Raw genomic sequence first — 15,274 nt, forward strand, 5'->3', positions numbered from 1 at the left:
CACAGTCGCTGTCAGCTGTCCAGGGTAAATGACACGCGGTAAACCGCGCCCTGGACATCCGCCATCGCCCGCGCTGGTTTACGCCCTTGCGGCGAACGGCTCTCAAACGGGTGAAGGTAACAACCAGCGGGCGCGTTCAGCAGGTCCCCGCAAAACGTCAAAACCGCGGCCCCGGCAACTCAACGGGTGATGGTTTTTAAAAGCAAAACAACCGGAAGGAGATTCATCATGACAGTACGCGGCATCAACAAAGTCATCATCGTGGGTAATCTGGGCCAGGACCCGGAAGTCCGTTATATGCCCAATGGCGGCGCGGTCGCTAATCTCAGCCTCGCTACCTCTGAGTCCTGGCGCGATAAACAGACCGGAGAGATGCGCGAAAACACCGAATGGCATCGCGTGGTGTTGTTTGGCAAGCTCGCGGAAGTGGCCAGCGAGTATCTGCGCAAGGGCGCTCAGGTGTACGTCGAAGGGCAGTTACGTACCCGCAACTGGCAGGACGACAGCGGCGTAACGCGCTATGTCACTGAAATCGTTGTCGGACAGAACGGCACCATGCAGATGCTGGGCGGTCGTCGTGACGGCGGTCAGCCACAGAACACTGCTCCGCAGCAACCCGCACAACCGCAGAGTCCTGCCGCTCCGGCACAACCTGCTGGCTCCCCTGAAAAATCCCCGAAAAAAGGCGGCAGAAAAGGCCGTCAGAGCGCCGCACCGTCTCAGCAGGTGCCGCAGCCGTTACCGGACGATTATCCGCCGATGGATGATGATGCCCCGTTTTGACCAGCATGATGAACCCGCCCCGCAACCAGCGGGGCAGTAAAAGGAGAAAGACATGACCAGCAACGTTATACCGCCCCTTCAGTCACTGCCAGATGGCACATTCACCCGCGAACAGGCTAAAGCGGTCGTAGCGCAGTATCAGAATGTCGCGATTGAAGACGATCAGGGAACGCACTTTCGCCTGGTGGTTCGTCAGAACGGCGAAATGGTGTGGCGGGTATGGAATTTTGAGCCGGGTGGTGAGTACCTGATGAACCGTTATATCCGGGACTACGGCATCCGTAAACAGCAGTAAAAAGGTGCCCTGCCGGAGCAGCCACTCCGCAGGGCCGGACAATCATCAATATCCAGTGAGGTATCAACTATGTCAGTAACCGAGTCTAAAGCAAAAACCCCCGCGAAAACCAGCAAAAAAGCCGTTAAACCTGCCGAAGCCGCAGCCCTTAAGGCGGCGCTTGAGGCCGCTCAGATTGAAATGGTGCCGCTGTCGGCGCTCGTCAAATCTCCGCTGAACGTCCGTATTATTCCGTACCCGGTTGAGAGTGTCAGGGAAATGGCAGACTCCATTCTCGCGGTCGGCCTGATCCAGAATCTGGTGGTTCACTCGCTGCCTGATGGCCTGTCAGGCGTTGCAGCGGGCGGTCGTCGTCTTGCTGCCCTGCAACTGTTGCTCAGTGAACAGCGCATCGATGCCGGGTATCTCGTTGTCGTCAAGCGCGTCAGCGACGACCTGGCGGTGGTCGCCTCAATGGTGGAGAACAACCAGAGGGCGGCGATGCATCCGGCAGAACAAATCAGTGGGTTCCGCACGTTGTCTGAGCAGGGTAAGACCCCGGCGCAGATTGGTGACCAGCTGGGGTACAGCTCCCGTCACGTCCAGCGCATGCTGAAGCTGGCGAATCTCGCCCCGGAACTTCTCGCCCTGCTGGCTGAGAACAAGCTCGACGTGGAGCAGTGTCAGGCGCTGAGTCTGGAGAACGATCCGGTGCGTCAGGTGGAGATTTACGAGCGTGTGAAGGCGCAGCACAGCTATGCCCCCGCGCACATGCTTAAACGCGCTATCACTGATACCGAAATCGGTGTGAACCACTCCCGCTTCGTGTTTATCGGGCGTGAGATGTATGAGTCTGCAGGTGGCGTGGTGCGTGAGGATTTGTTCAGCGCCCAGGAGGGTGATGGTACGGCAGACGGTGTGCTGGTCGAACAACTGGTGCAGGAGAAGCTGGAGTCCGCCGCACTGGCAATCGAACTGCAGGAGGGGTGGTCATGGTCACTGGCCCGGGAGGGAGCGGTCAGAAACTACGGTGACGACCGCGAGCATTATCTGCTTTTACCAGAGCCGGAGGCACAGTACACCGCTGACGAGCAGCAGCGTCTCGATGAACTTTACGCCACTCAGGAGGCCACGGAAACGTTTGAAGATGAAGCCGCGATTCAGGTGCTGATTGACGAAATTGAAAATGCAGCATCGATCCGGGCGTGGACACCGGAGCAGAAATCAACCTGTGGCGTGGTGGTCAGCCTGTATGACGGTGAGCTTTGTGTCCAGCGAGGGGTGCAGAAGAAGCCTCAAAACGAGGCGAAAGAAGGGCAGGGAAAGAATGGCAGTAGCGGCTCCCTCCATGTGGTCAGCAGCAAGCCGGATGTGACGGAGGGTATCAGCGCCCCGCTGCTCAAAAAGATGTCTTCAGAAAGAACGCTGGCAGTACAGGCCGCTCTGGTACAGCAGCCCGAAAAAGCGGTGGCCCTGATGGTATGGCGGCTGTGCAGTTGTGTTTTCGATTACTGCAATACCACCCGTCATCCGTTCGTGATGCGTCTTGAGGTGCACCACAGTGGGCTGACCAGCGAAGCGCCGACCGGAAAGAGTGGTCAGGCATGGCTGAGTCTGATGCAGGAGAAAGCCCGTCTCGAAGCGCTGTTGCCGGATGGCTGGAAGAAGGATTTCAACACCTTCTTTACGCTCGACGGACAGACTTTGATGAGTCTGATGGTGTTCTGTACGGCCTGTTCGGTGGACGGGGTGCAGACCCGGACAATGGGGCATACCACACAGAGCGACCTCGATGGCGTGGAAACGGCGCTCGGGTTCCACCTTCGCGACTGGTGGCAGCCAACGGCAGAAAACTTCCTCGGTCTGCTCAGTAAGAACCAGATTGTGGCGGCGCTGGAAGATGCCGGACTGTCAGGCGCTGCGTCAGATGCCGGAAACATGAAGAAGGGAGATGCCGCCAGCCATGCTGAACAATGGCTCTCCGGTACGCGCTGGGTTCCTGCCTGGATGCGGTCACCTGATGCGCAACCTGACGTCGCTGAGGGTGAGGCGACAGACTCTGATGACAATACGGCACACGCAGCCTGATAACGGAAACGCCGCCCCTCGGGGCGGCGATAAGGAGACCATTATGCGAAACATTATTACTCCCGACGTACTGAAAACCATGATCCCCCAGGAATTCGAAGACTGGCGCGAAGCGGGTGAAGATTTGCGCCGCGAACTGACCCATGCGGTGATGCGCGATTTGACCTGCCCGGATAACTGGGACATGAACGGAGAGTACCGCAGCGAGTTCGGGGGATTTTTCCCTGTACAGGTTCGCTTCACGCCGTCACACGGCAACTTCCATATCGCTGTATGCAGCCCCGGCGACATCACCCCGTCATGGATGGTGGTGTTCATTCCTGCCAGCGGTCGCCCGTTTTCTGTTATCAGCACTCTGCCTGCATATTCGCCGGAGGTTGTTTCTCACACACTCAGTCTGACAGCGCGCCTCGATGCCGATGGCTACAGTCAGGCCAGCATTATCAGTGTCCTGGCGATGGAGGGCGCACAATGATCCCGGCGAATTTGTCACTGGTCCCCCTGAGTCATGAACGTCGTGCTGCAATGGAGGCCATCGCAGAGGTGGAGAAGAAATATGAGCGTGGCGTTCATATCGCTGAGTTTGCCTACGCCCATGCCTTCTTCCGCATCCTGAACGGCAGCAAACGTGTCACCGTTAAAGATATCGGCTGGTTTTCTCCGGGGCTGACAGCACAGGACCTGCGGGGGAAAAAGCAGGACTGGCTGGCGGCGATTGATCGGCTGATTGAGAGCCGTGGCGCATGTTGCTGGTTACCTCTGTCGCTGTCCGATGGCTGGCGACTGTTCCCTGAAACGAAGTTTCAGATGCAGGAGCGTACCCGCAGGCACAGTGAACTGGGGGCCGAAAAATACACCCGCCAGCGCCGGAAAGAGGCGTGCCAGCGCGAAACCGCGTATCAGGCGCTGGCGGGACAGGCGGAAATAGAGCTGGCTTTTCATACCCCGCAAACAGTCAGCAGCTGGAGCGCTCGCTGGTCGGGTACTGAACTGCGTCAGTATGACCTGGAGGATATGTTCTGGCGCTGGAGCGAGCGTTTCCCGTCACTTGAGCCAATGGAGCGCTGGATGATGGCGAACCAGCCTTTCTGGAGTGTGATGGTCGAATCTGATGCCCTCGCAAAAGAAAGCCCGGAATCTGTCCGGCAACTGGAGCGCTGGATGGTACCCAACAAGCTGATGCATCAGGAGGCAAGCTGATGAGAAACAATCCCTGCAAAACGGAGCTTAAGGTTGCCCGAAGCCAGCGTAACCGGCTGCGTACCATTGAGAAAAAACTGACTGATATGTCCAGTGAGTGGGACGGACTCAGCGGCTGGCTGGAGACAGAAAGCGACCGTCTGGCCAGAGAAGTCGGTCAGCATCTGCATGCACTGGAAGAACAACTTCAGGAATGGGCTGACGGGAGTGGCTACCGGGAGGATGACGAATGATTATTGACGAAAAAAGACTATTTTTCATGGCATTGCTTAAGGGAAGTGTTCGTCTGGTTGCCATATTAGCCTTGCTGATAGTGATAATCACGCCAATAGGTATGGTTTATGAATATTTTGATTTTTATCCACAAATTTTGAATGAATTTGAATATCATGATTATCCGGAAAACTATTTCATACGATGCTTCCTGACTGGATTCATGAGCCTGCCTTTATTAATGGGCATCTGTATTGCAACGTTTGTGTTATTTCATCTCCTCGGTTTTATAGTTTTACTGCTCGGAGGTTACTATGACTAAAAAAAATGAGGTGGTTGAACTACTGGAGCATGAGCTTCGCTGGTATTACCGGGCACCGGTAATGATTGCTGTTGCAGGCATCATTTTAGCCATTATTGCACTGATTAAAGGTGACCATTTTTACCTTATCACGGGCGGAATTATCTTCCTGGTTGGTCTGGGAGTGCAGTGGATTCTGGGATTCAACCATTTCATATGGATGCGGAAAAAATAATGAGATACTGGATACTGGTTGTTCTGCTAAACGGTTTGTTTGCGCTGGTCATGCACTTTGCTGCGCCGGAAATGTTCGGAAGTACTGAGTATTATGTCGGCGTAGGGATCTGTGCTCTGATAGCGATGGTTATCACCTGGCGTGATCCCCCTGGTATGCTGGACAACGTGCTCTTGTTTCTCCTTAAGTGGGGAATTGTGGCTTCTGGACTGGCGTTTTTTATCTGGGGTATCGGATACAAGCTGGAATTCTGGGGGGAGCATAACCCCGATGTAGTCTTCAGCAGCGCGTTCGACACCATCTTGCCGAATCTGGCGGTGCTGAGCGGTGTTCTGATTCTGGTCAGTGGCTGGGTGTACTGGAGGCGAAGGTAGCAAAGAATACGCCAGCGTGAGGGCAGGAAAGTAAAAAGAGCGGTTATGCCTGCGGTATAGCGGCTCTTTTTTATGCCCCTTATGCTTTGTAATACCCTGCTGTGGATTTTCTCTGAAGAACGGACGCTGCAAATTGTTGTGGCTGTTTTCTGTATCCTTTTCAAACTTACCAGCTGTCAGGCGACTTCCCTGACGGGAACCGGGGCTGTCGTAAACGGAGCCGGTAAACCGTCTCCGCCCTGACGGGCTTCCATCCCTCTGTCGCAACGTCAACACCGGCTCGCAGTGACCGTTCCGGTCACGCCGCTTTCACCATGCCGGCGATAAAGCTGCCGGCACTCAGGTGACGCCACGTCGTTCCGCCGTGTCGGGTGTGTTCATCCTCTTCTCATACCTCTGGTGAGCCATCTCGCGTCCGTTCCCGGGCGGAGGGCTGGTCGTAGCACCGTCGCGTTGTCATCCAAGGGGTGAAATGAACTCCGCCAAAAACTTTTTGCGAAGGGATGCAAAAACTTTTTGTCTCCGCCCCTTTCCTTCCTCCTTGCGACGTTGCTCCTTTGCCCTTTGCCGCCAGGGAACTCACCGAGAGATGGATTAACCACCAGACAAGAGGAAAAGCAGGATGAACACACAGAACGTCAACGTCAAAACCGCCACCAAAGAATCTTCCGAAAGATGGGTGAAAAATACGGCCCTGCGGACTGATGGCTTTGTACGCAATATCCACGCCCGTAATCGGTTCGATGTTATCCGCGCGGACGTGGTGCTGGCGCGTATTGAGAAAGAGGCGGGGCGGTGCTGCGGGATGCATTACGAACTGTATCAGGCGCGAGTGCTGGGCGATGCGCTGGATTATCTGGACGCCCTTCCACTGAAAGATCGCCCGGCATTGATGGGCGCGGCAGCAAAACGCGGCTACATCCTGACACTTGCAGAAGAAGAGCACGCGCTGGAAGCGAAAGATGCGCTGATGAGTGAACTGGCAGCAAACGAATAAATACGTGTGGCGGCGCGTTGCTGCCACTTCCCAATCAGAAGGAGAAACACATGCACTTACACCTCAAAGAATCCTCGGCCCTTCCGGGAATGCAGGCCACCGCTGAAGCCGAGCGGGTGTACTGGCTGAGCCGTGAGAAAGCAGCGGTGAGAGTCCCCACTGAAATCGACGTACACGCATTCCATGATGCGCTGGGGCTGATGTACCCGATGAACTGGCGAAGCAGCGAAAATGGTGAGTGTGAAACCTTCATGCTGGCAGAAATGATCTGCGGCAACGTGACCGAAATTTATGCACGGATCGGTATCCGTTATTACCGGATGCGTGACTACAGCAACCTTGACCACGCGGAAATTCTGGCCCGCGTTAAGGAGGTATCAGACAAGAGCCAGAAATGAAAAAAGCAGGCATAAGCCTGCTCATTCCACGCCGGATGACACACCCGCAAAAGTTTGCATCCGGCATTCGCAAAACCAACATGGAGATTAAACCATGCAATTTGACCCGCAAATCGTCGCACAGGCGAACGCGTTTGTAAATGCCCTGCGCAGTGGTAAACGCGCCCGTGTTCCGGCCTTAAAGCTGAAATACTGGCAGCAGTTTATGACCGTTGTCTACGCTGGCCTCGGCCTCGCGTGATGTGAAACCTGCCGCCCCCTGTGGGGGCGGCATTACCGGAGATACTTTCATGTCACAACTGAGCTTTGCCGATGTCTTCAATATGGCCAGAGAGAGCGCTGGCAGTAAAATTAATACCCAGGACACGCAGCCGGGTAGCGAATCATATCCCTCTGTTCAGCGGCTGATGAGTGCGCAGTACAGCCGCAGCCGCTTTATCAGCGTGTTTAGGTCCACAGGCCGCCAGCTGGGGCGCTGGGAAGTGTTCAGTGATTTTCTGTCACTCGCCGCCAGTGAACTGGATATGGTGCGGATAAGAACGCCGGAGAGCATGGCGCACTGTCGGAAAATCTGTGCGCGATATGAGGCTTCAGACATTGCGAACATGCAGGAGATGTTCTGCCTGATGGTGTGCGCACTGGAAGCTAAATTCCATGACTTCCTCGGCGCGATCTTCATGGAGCTTGAACTCGGCGATAACTTTCGCGGGCAGTATTTTACGCCGTATTCGGTACAGTGCCTGATGGCCCGGATGCTGATGCCGGGTGTCAGGGACACTATCCGCCGGGAAGGCATTGCCACCGTCAGCGATCCGGCCTGCGGGGCTGCCGGGATGCTGATTGCTTATGCGGAGTGTCTGCTTGATGCGGATATCAACCCTTCCATGCACATGTTCGGCAGCTGCATCGATATCGATCCTGTGGCGGCAGATATGGCTTTCATCCAGTTGTCACTGCTGGGGATTGCCGCCGAAGTCGTAACGGGGAATACGCTCACAATGCAGTTTAACCGGGTACGGTATACGCCAGTGTATTACCTCAACGACTTTGAAAAACGTCTGGCAGACCTGAACCGATACCGTGCGATGCGGGACTTTATGCGCGGAATAGCGGAGGCCGCGTAAATAACCAGAAGGGCAGGGGATAACCTGCCCGACTGCGGAAAAAAGGCCGCGCACCTGCGGTGCTGACTAATACCGGCTGCGCTACGCGCCGCCCGTATTAGTCCGTCGCGGGTTTCTCTCTTCAGTATTATTTATTTGTCACTGTTATATTTCATCCGGCATCCTGCTGTTTATCTTCATCAGTATTTATCTTTTGTAAAGAATAAAATATATAACGGTCCGGGCGTCGTCCCTGGCGGGACACGGCTGTCGTGAACAGAGCCAGCTTCGCTGTCTCTGCCCTGTCGGGCTTCCATCCTGACGCAATTCAAATTCACGCTTGCTGCATCCTGAAAGGATGCGCCGCTTTAACCGTGGCGGTAATAAATTTCCGCCACTTTAATGGCCGGAACGGTAATTCGTCTTGCGCCGATTTTCCGTTCCGGGTTGTGTGCATTCTCCCTGTGTATATCGCCCGATTTCATCAATTCGCGGAGGGCTGCTTTTAGCATCAGTCAGGAAGGAAATAAAGGGGTATATAAACGCTGCGCGCCCCTTTATTTCCTTCCTGCCAGCTGCTCATTGCCCTTCGCCGCTCAGTGATGAAGTCGAACGATGTAATAACCAATAAGGAGAAAACCAGAATGCACACAATTAACGTCAAAACCGCCACTCGTGAATCAGCCGAACAATTTAAAACAGATAAGTTTCAGCGCTATTGTGTAACAGATGGTGATGAACGACTTGATTTTATTCCTGCACTATTTTTTACACCGTCAGCTGACAACATGATCGCCAGCTGGTTACGCCAGCATTCAGATTACGATGGTGGTTTCTGGAGTTACTGGATTATTCCGCAGGGTGTCGGCGGTAATGTGGCTCCAAACAGGATTATCTTCACTACCACACAAACGGGATATATTGCCCCTGAAGGTGAACAACGCTATAACATGTGCATTCCTGGTAATTATTTTGAATCAGAGATCAGTGCCGATGCTGCCGGAATTATTGCGACACTAATGATAATGAACTGGTTATCATGGCAGGTAGCTGATATGGGGCCTGAATACGCCAGAGTCTGCAAACATCTTGTCGCTCGTCAGGATGCCCTGAAAGATTATGTCAGCCTTATTCAACATCCTGAGAGGGAATTAATATTTCGCGCGATTGATTGATAGTAAATGCGTCACTCTGGTGGCGCATTTTTCTTGATGCCAACATAAATTGCCTGAATTTCTTGCGCGTACTTCTGGCGTTTCCTTTCCTGTACCTCCGTTTCACGAAAGCCAGCGTTATAAGCGCCGACTGCCCGCCAGGAGTATCCCCAACGCTTAAATGCAATTGCGAGATAGTAGGCTCCAGTATAGATATTCATGCAGGGATCTCTGTAAAGATTACCAGGCGTGATACCATACTGAGCCAGATGTGAAAAATTCTGCGAGTGAATTTGCATCATTCCGACGGCGTAACTTTCATTGCTGACAACATTCATTGCATCAGGCCGCCATGATGACTCTCTGAAAGAGATTGCCCGTAATAAATCAGGTTCAATATGGTAATCCCTTCCCGCCATTTCAAAACAGTCCTGAGCAATGACTGAAGAGGTCAGCGCTAGTAATCCAACAAGCAGAACGTTCTTCATCTGCAAAATTCCATTGTTATCTTTGCCTGTGCCAGAGTGCCATTTTTTAATAAAAACGGCAATGCCCGTTAATACTGAATCCTGCCCGGCCCGCTAATTTTTATATACCTGCTCCTTAACATCAAAGTCCCACACACCTCGCAAGATTTCATCTTGCATGATAAGTCTTTAAAAACATGCGGTTGCAGTTATTTTTATGCCGTATTTTAGAAAAAAGGTTGTGATATAGAGTATATCTATACTCTTATGACACTCTAATAAGAGTGTTGGGTACACTCTTATTAGAGTATTTCAATAAATTCAGATTGTTAGGTGGAGTATACTCGCGAGTGTACTCTTGTTTAACAACCTTCCATACTCGCATCTATACTCTGCTTTTTTTAATGGTATACTCGCCTTATACTATGGATAAAAGTATTCAGGTAATATTTCTAATTAATCATGATTATTGGTTTCAGAAGGATCAACGATGCCACGTATACAAACTTTTGTCAGCAATCAGGTTCGTGAAGAAATTGAATCTCTGGTTACAGAAAGGAGGCAGGAAGGTGCAACGGAACATGATGCCACTGTATCGTCAGTTACTTCAATGCTCGTCGAACTCGGTCTCAGAGTATACCGGATTCAGAGAGAAAAAAAGGAGGGTGGCTTTAACCAGATGGAGTATAACAAGATCATGCTGGATAACATGGCCAGAGTCCGGGCAATGTGTTCAGAGATAATGAAGATGGGCGCGCTAAGTCATGAAGTTATAAGCAACGGTAACTTTGATAATGAAGTCATCAAAAGATCCATAGCAAAATTTGCAGAAGACCAGGTAAGTATTTTCTTTCCTGAAGAGGAAGACACGGACTAAGCCTACAGTTTATTTATCTGGCCTCCTGCCCATATCCTGGTACAGGAGGCTTTGCGGAGTACTGTATTTCTTAGTTTGTCAGGTTGAAATGTTGCACGCTGAAATAATTGTCTGAGTATTATCATTTATGGGGTTGAGTCCGAATGGATAGCAGTTTTGATCAGAGAAGCCCGGTGTATCTGAAAATATCTTTTCTCATGTTGCTAGTTTAGATAACTAGGTATCTTCAAGTAATGATCGTTTTCTGGTGATCATATTCAATTTTCAGCATGAAAAGAGCTATCAGACTATTAGCCTTTATCTGACGCAGCTTGCTGTCAGTTTTCTTTCGTGGGAAAGTTCTTATAACTTGCCAGGAAGTATCTCATCTTGCTTTCTATTCCTTCCAGAACAACTTACGCTATTTCTTTATCTGATTTTTCTTTGCATTCTAATTTTACGCTATTTTTTGTGAGCTTAATCATAAATTAATGCGTAACTTTGGTATTTATTGAGCGCTGATCTGTGATGTTGTATATTCGATTTAAGGTAAATCAATTATTCCCAGGGAGAAGAATGCGTTTATTTAATTGATTTGCTTTTGGCGCGATGGCAGGGGTTGGCCCCCCCTGTCACCGCTGGCCACCAATAACCCAAGCACTTTTAACAGGAGGTTACGATGGTTATCATCGATCCTATCCGTATGGAAATTTTACGCAAGATCTTTCCTGAAATTAATGATGTTAAAATTGAAGTATTTACTCTTTTCGCATTTGGAATGGCTATTAGAGAAATATCTGATTACAGAAATACTACTACACAGGCAGTCTATAAGACCCTGAAGGAATTATGTGAACAATATAGTTCCCCCTCCAATGAGGCCCTTAAGACTTTGTACATCACGCGACTTGCTCTGCACTCCTTTCTTGAACTCAGAATAGAGCTTCAGCCAGAGGAGTAATTCGCCTCTTTTCAGGAAAAACGTGATGTGATTTATATCACGTTTTTCCTGTTGATTTAGATCAAAATGCGGTTGTCAGACTTTTCGCTTTTTCGTCTTTTTTATATTTAGATCAATATGTTGAATGCCTTGAAAATAGTTTTATTTCCAATTGGACAGCCCCTATTTTTTCACGTCATCATATACATAGTTTTTATGACTTAGCGGAGCATTGGAAATGATTCAAGACACCCCTATGAAACCACGTCCAGCAGGGAAGTTTATCCGACTTTATCTGGATGGTGTCGTATATGAGGAGCTAAGAAAGAAAGCCAAAAAAAATGCCAAGCCAGTACAAAAGACAGCAATTCTTATTATTGAGGAGGCGTTAGGGTTGAAGGAGTAACTCCGGTACAGAATCATTTTTTGGTGGTTAATGGTTCTGTGCCGGATTGACTTAACCCGTCAATACCGCTCTGGGTTGTTTTGTAAATAATATAAATGGAGTTTTTTTATGAATTTATCCTTATCAAAAGGCGGCCTCCCCGCGTCTGTAAAAAACCGTGCATGGCAGTACTGCCAGATGGCATGGCGTGGTGTGACCAGTAAAAAAGCGCTGTCCCGTCTGGCTGCGCTGTCTCCGCTGCTGTTACTCGGTGTGGGACAGATGGCTAATGCAACTGACCTGCTGGCCGGGGGCAAGGATGATGTGAAAGCCACCTTCGGTGCCGACTCATTCGTCATGATGTGTATCATCATCGCCGAACTGATTGTCGGTGTGGCGATGTATATCCGCACCAAGAACCTGCTGATCCTGCTGGGCCTGGTTGTGGTTATCGTCTTCACTACCGTCGGTCTTACCTTCATCAACTGATATGGAGGGAAACGATTTAGACAAATACCGTTTCCCGAAAACCCTGTCAGAGCAGAACCGCATTATTGGACTGCCCCTTGATGAAGCTATCCCCGCAGCGGTTGTTTTGCTGTGGGGATTTTTCACCAAGAAATATTTATTCAGTCTGATTATTGCGGCAGTTATCTGGCAACTGATCAGGGCGGCGAAACGCGGAAAAAGCTCCCGCTGGTTATACAACTGGTGTTACTGGTATCTGCCTATTGAATTATTCCGGGTTGTCTACCGCGTTATTCCCGATTCCAGTTTCAGGAAATGGATAAAATAAATTACCGCAGGGCCATATTATGGAAATCAGCGCTCGTAATTCATCCACCAAAATTATTGCCGTTATTATTCTGTCGCTCACGACACTGGTCTTTATTCTGGGCTTTGCCGTGGCATGGCTGGCTGTGACCAACAGAGCACTCATCCACGAGCAACGTACAGTCGTCACACCGATGACCTACAACGCCCCTTTTGTGGTATCCGAAACAAAAGCCGATACCGAGTATTTCCGGATGATGACGCTGTCCTTCCTGGCCCTGCGTCTCAATGTCTCGCCTGAAACGGTCGATTCCAACCACGCTTTTCTGATGTCTTTTGTCGAACCAGAGGCCCGGGAGGAATTTAAAAAAGTACTCCAGGAAGAGGCAGCACAGATTAAAGCCAATGATGTGAATTCCACGTTCTACACCACAGAAATCAATGTCTATCCCGTTGACGGCCGAATCGATGTTCGTGGCGTGCTGAAAATGTGGATTGGTAACTCTAAGCCTTCCACGGAAATAAAAACCTACCGGCTTCGTCTGAAGTACACCGGAGGCTTTACCCGTATCGGCCGGTTCTATGAGGTGACCAATGAAAAATAACCTTCCGGCGTTATTGTTTGGTACAGCCATGATGGTCGTTGTGCCCCCAGCTGCGCAGGCACAGTCACCTGCCACGATCAGCCTCCCACAGGGCGGGCAGTTCCGGCTGAGTATCAGCAATACCGATCCCAACATGATTTTTATCCCGGGTGACAAAATCACCGCCATCACGGCGCCCGGGGGAATGCTGGCAGACAAGCGCCTGACAACGGCCGGAGGTGTGCTGTTCACCTCGGTGGCCACCCGTACTTTCACGATTTTTGTAGAAACTGCGCTGGGCCAGACCTTCTCTGTCGTGGCCACTCCCGTAAAAGGTGAAGGCCGCGTCTATCGACTGATGAGCGCAGAACCGCCCTCACGGCCTGAAACCCGTAAATGGGAAACCGCGCAGGCTTACGAAAAGCTGCTTATCAGCCTTAACCGTGCCGTGCTGACGGGCGACATACCTGATGGATACGGCGAAGTAAAACCTCTTTCTGACGGTATTCGTTTCCCCGGTGGTTTTTCTGTTACCCCCCTGAAAGCCTGGGCAGGCGACCAGCTGCGTGCCGATCGTTATGAACTGCGCAATGCCAATTCCTGGGGAGTGGCGCTGCGAGAGCAGGACTTCTGGAAGCCCGGCGTTCGTGCCGTGATGTTCGATAACAATGCACAGACTCTGATGGGCGGAGGAAGAATGACCGTCACCGTTATCCGTGAAAACGGGGAGGGTGAAGATGGCCAACGTTAATAAAGTCGTCCGCCGTCGTCAGGTTGCCCTGCTTATCGCTCTTGTTCTGGGGATTGGCGCTGGCGGTGCCGGGACCTGGATGGTCTCAGAGATGAACCTGAAGAAAGCGCCGCCCGCCAAAGTGCCAAAAGGAGAACCCGCGCCGGATATGACGGGAGTGGTCAATCAGTCCTTCGATAACAAAGTCCAGCGTTCCGCCATTGCGGAAGCACAGAGGCTTAACAAGGAAACGCAGACAGAGATTAAAAAGCTGCGTACTGAAATGGGGCTTGTCAGTCGTGACCTTAAAGGCAGTCAGGATCGCATTCGTGAACTGGAAGACCAGAATCAGTTGCTGCAGACACAGCTTGAGGCCGGGAAGAATTTTGACTCCCTCAGTGCCGAACCCCTGCCGGGTGCGCTGGCCTCTCAGGGGAAACCTGTACCCGCGGGTAATGTTCCTCCCCCGACCAGTTTCTGGCCAGCAGGTGGCGGACAGGCTCCGGTCGCACCGGTGATGACCCCCGTTCCGCGTCCGGGAATGATGGACAGTCAGGAATTCAGCCTGCCGGATACCGGGCCGAAAAAGCCCCGTTTCCCGTGGATTTCTTCCGGCAGTTTTGCTGAAGCGATCGTCGTGGAAGGGGCGGATGCCAATGCGTCCGTTACCGGCGATAAAAATACCGCCCCGATGCAGCTGCGTCTCACCGGCAAAGTTCAGATGCCTAACGATGAAGAGTTCGATCTGACCGGTTGCTTTGTGACCCTGGAGGCATGGGGGGATGTTTCCAGTGAACGAGCCATCGTTCGTAGTCGCTCAATCAGCTGCAAGCTGGGCGATGACGACATCGACCAGAAGATTGCCGGTCATGTGTCCTTTATGGGCAAGAACGGTATTAAGGGCGAAGTGGTTATGCGTAATGGCCAGATCCTGCTGTATGCCGGGGGGGCGGGCTTCCTGGACGGGATCGGGAAGGGTATTGAGAAAGCCTCTTCCACTACCGTGGGTGTCGGCGCAACCGCCAGCATGAGCGCCGGCGATATCGGCCAGGCAGGGCTCGGCGGTGGTGTCAGTTCTGCGGCCAAAACACTCTCCGATTACTACATCAAACGCGCCGAACAGTACCACCCTGTCATTCCAATCGGTGCGGGCAATGAAGTCACGCTTGTTTTCCAGGACGGCTTCCAGCTCGAAACACTGGAAGAAGCGCGTGCGAAAGCGGCTGCACGTAAGAAACAAAATCAACCTTCTGCCTCATCCACGCCTGCTGCCATGCCGGGTAACACGCCGGACATGCTGAAGCAGCTGCAGGACTTCAGGGTAGGGGACACCGTCGATCCGACGACTGGACAGGTCGTCACACAGTAAACGGGGCCGGGAAACCGGCCACAACAACACAATTCGGAATAGTCAGTGC

General features: G+C 51.8%; 23 protein-coding genes. 22 read left to right on the forward strand and 1 reads right to left on the reverse strand.

Annotated elements, in window-relative coordinates; genetic code table 11:
- The first annotated feature begins 228 nt into the window (after positions 1-228).
- From ACVXHP_RS22160 to ACVXHP_RS22225, 14 genes are all read left to right on the forward strand, one after another.
- Positions 229-783: a single-stranded DNA-binding protein gene (locus ACVXHP_RS22160; protein WP_020842505.1), complete on the forward strand. Its 555-nt coding sequence runs from the start codon at positions 229-231 to the stop codon at positions 781-783.
- A 52-nt stretch (positions 784-835) separates the two neighbouring features.
- Positions 836-1,078 (forward strand): DUF905 domain-containing protein, encoded by a 243-nt coding sequence (locus ACVXHP_RS22165; RefSeq protein ID WP_032430848.1) that lies wholly within the window; start codon positions 836-838, stop codon positions 1,076-1,078.
- Between the two features lie 69 nt (positions 1,079-1,147).
- Positions 1,148-3,145, forward strand: coding sequence for a ParB/RepB/Spo0J family partition protein (locus tag ACVXHP_RS22170; RefSeq protein WP_063615399.1), 1,998 nt, complete (start codon positions 1,148-1,150; stop codon positions 3,143-3,145).
- A gap of 40 nt (positions 3,146-3,185) precedes the next feature.
- Complete coding sequence (psiB, locus tag ACVXHP_RS22175; RefSeq protein ID WP_116431448.1) at positions 3,186-3,620, forward strand: conjugation system SOS inhibitor PsiB; 435 nt, start codon at positions 3,186-3,188, stop codon at positions 3,618-3,620.
- Positions 3,617-4,345, forward strand: a complete 729-nt coding sequence (locus tag ACVXHP_RS22180) for a plasmid SOS inhibition protein A (protein WP_063615401.1) — start codon at positions 3,617-3,619, stop codon at positions 4,343-4,345. Before psiB ends, ACVXHP_RS22180 begins: the two co-directional genes overlap by 4 nt.
- Positions 4,345-4,578, forward strand: a complete 234-nt coding sequence (locus tag ACVXHP_RS22185) for a hypothetical protein (RefSeq protein WP_063615402.1) — start codon at positions 4,345-4,347, stop codon at positions 4,576-4,578. The genes ACVXHP_RS22180 and ACVXHP_RS22185 overlap by 1 nt, the downstream gene beginning before the upstream one ends.
- The gene (locus tag ACVXHP_RS22190; RefSeq protein WP_063615403.1) at positions 4,575-4,880 is read left to right on the forward strand and encodes a hypothetical protein; all 306 of its coding nucleotides are present in this window, start codon (positions 4,575-4,577) and stop codon (positions 4,878-4,880) included. Before ACVXHP_RS22185 ends, ACVXHP_RS22190 begins: the two co-directional genes overlap by 4 nt.
- The gene (locus tag ACVXHP_RS22195; RefSeq protein ID WP_063615404.1) at positions 4,873-5,094 is read left to right on the forward strand and encodes a hypothetical protein; all 222 of its coding nucleotides are present in this window, start codon (positions 4,873-4,875) and stop codon (positions 5,092-5,094) included. Before ACVXHP_RS22190 ends, ACVXHP_RS22195 begins: the two co-directional genes overlap by 8 nt.
- Complete coding sequence (locus ACVXHP_RS22200) at positions 5,094-5,468, forward strand: hypothetical protein (protein WP_063615405.1); 375 nt, start codon at positions 5,094-5,096, stop codon at positions 5,466-5,468. Before ACVXHP_RS22195 ends, ACVXHP_RS22200 begins: the two co-directional genes overlap by 1 nt.
- 622 nt (positions 5,469-6,090) lie before the next feature.
- Complete coding sequence (locus ACVXHP_RS22205) at positions 6,091-6,465, forward strand: hypothetical protein (RefSeq protein ID WP_063615406.1); 375 nt, start codon at positions 6,091-6,093, stop codon at positions 6,463-6,465.
- Positions 6,466-6,515: 50 nt separating this feature from the next.
- Complete coding sequence (locus ACVXHP_RS22210) at positions 6,516-6,863, forward strand: hypothetical protein (protein WP_063615407.1); 348 nt, start codon at positions 6,516-6,518, stop codon at positions 6,861-6,863.
- Between the two features lie 94 nt (positions 6,864-6,957).
- Positions 6,958-7,104, forward strand: coding sequence for a hypothetical protein (locus ACVXHP_RS22215; RefSeq protein ID WP_001159047.1), 147 nt, complete (start codon positions 6,958-6,960; stop codon positions 7,102-7,104).
- A gap of 49 nt (positions 7,105-7,153) precedes the next feature.
- Entirely contained in the window at positions 7,154-7,987 is an 834-nt protein-coding gene (locus tag ACVXHP_RS22220; protein ID WP_116431447.1) for an N-6 DNA methylase, read from the forward strand.
- Between the two features lie 623 nt (positions 7,988-8,610).
- On the forward strand, positions 8,611-9,141 hold the full coding sequence (locus ACVXHP_RS22225; RefSeq protein WP_008455368.1) for an antirestriction protein: 531 nt from the start codon (positions 8,611-8,613) through the stop codon (positions 9,139-9,141).
- Between the two features lie 11 nt (positions 9,142-9,152).
- Here ACVXHP_RS22225 and ACVXHP_RS22230 read toward each other — a convergent pair whose 3' ends face one another.
- Positions 9,153-9,608 (reverse strand): transglycosylase SLT domain-containing protein, encoded by a 456-nt coding sequence (locus ACVXHP_RS22230; protein ID WP_063615418.1) that lies wholly within the window; start codon positions 9,606-9,608, stop codon positions 9,153-9,155.
- Positions 9,609-10,077: 469 nt separating this feature from the next.
- On the opposite strand from ACVXHP_RS22230, the gene traM reads away from it, so the two are divergent.
- The 8 genes from traM (at position 10,078) to traB (ending at position 15,225) form a co-directional block, all read left to right on the forward strand.
- Positions 10,078-10,464, forward strand: coding sequence for a conjugal transfer relaxosome DNA-binding protein TraM (gene traM, locus ACVXHP_RS22235; protein ID WP_063615419.1), 387 nt, complete (start codon positions 10,078-10,080; stop codon positions 10,462-10,464).
- A 658-nt stretch (positions 10,465-11,122) separates the two neighbouring features.
- The gene (locus ACVXHP_RS22240; RefSeq protein WP_020842489.1) at positions 11,123-11,404 is read left to right on the forward strand and encodes a hypothetical protein; all 282 of its coding nucleotides are present in this window, start codon (positions 11,123-11,125) and stop codon (positions 11,402-11,404) included.
- Between the two features lie 217 nt (positions 11,405-11,621).
- Positions 11,622-11,789, forward strand: coding sequence for a hypothetical protein (locus ACVXHP_RS22245; protein ID WP_154820138.1), 168 nt, complete (start codon positions 11,622-11,624; stop codon positions 11,787-11,789).
- Between the two features lie 108 nt (positions 11,790-11,897).
- The gene (gene traA, locus ACVXHP_RS22250) at positions 11,898-12,257 is read left to right on the forward strand and encodes a type IV conjugative transfer system pilin TraA (RefSeq protein WP_001054221.1); all 360 of its coding nucleotides are present in this window, start codon (positions 11,898-11,900) and stop codon (positions 12,255-12,257) included.
- A 1-nt stretch (position 12,258) separates the two neighbouring features.
- Positions 12,259-12,564 (forward strand): type IV conjugative transfer system protein TraL, encoded by a 306-nt coding sequence (traL, locus tag ACVXHP_RS22255; protein ID WP_063615420.1) that lies wholly within the window; start codon positions 12,259-12,261, stop codon positions 12,562-12,564.
- Between the two features lie 19 nt (positions 12,565-12,583).
- Complete coding sequence (gene traE / locus ACVXHP_RS22260; RefSeq protein ID WP_015062648.1) at positions 12,584-13,147, forward strand: type IV conjugative transfer system protein TraE; 564 nt, start codon at positions 12,584-12,586, stop codon at positions 13,145-13,147.
- Complete coding sequence (traK, locus tag ACVXHP_RS22265) at positions 13,137-13,877, forward strand: type-F conjugative transfer system secretin TraK (protein WP_063615421.1); 741 nt, start codon at positions 13,137-13,139, stop codon at positions 13,875-13,877. The genes traE and traK overlap by 11 nt, the downstream gene beginning before the upstream one ends.
- The gene (gene traB / locus ACVXHP_RS22270; protein WP_063615422.1) at positions 13,864-15,225 is read left to right on the forward strand and encodes an F-type conjugal transfer pilus assembly protein TraB; all 1,362 of its coding nucleotides are present in this window, start codon (positions 13,864-13,866) and stop codon (positions 15,223-15,225) included. The genes traK and traB overlap by 14 nt, the downstream gene beginning before the upstream one ends.
- Positions 15,226-15,274 lie beyond the last annotated feature (49 nt).

It is taken from the genome of Citrobacter freundii complex sp. 2025EL-00176 (assembly GCF_053309355.1).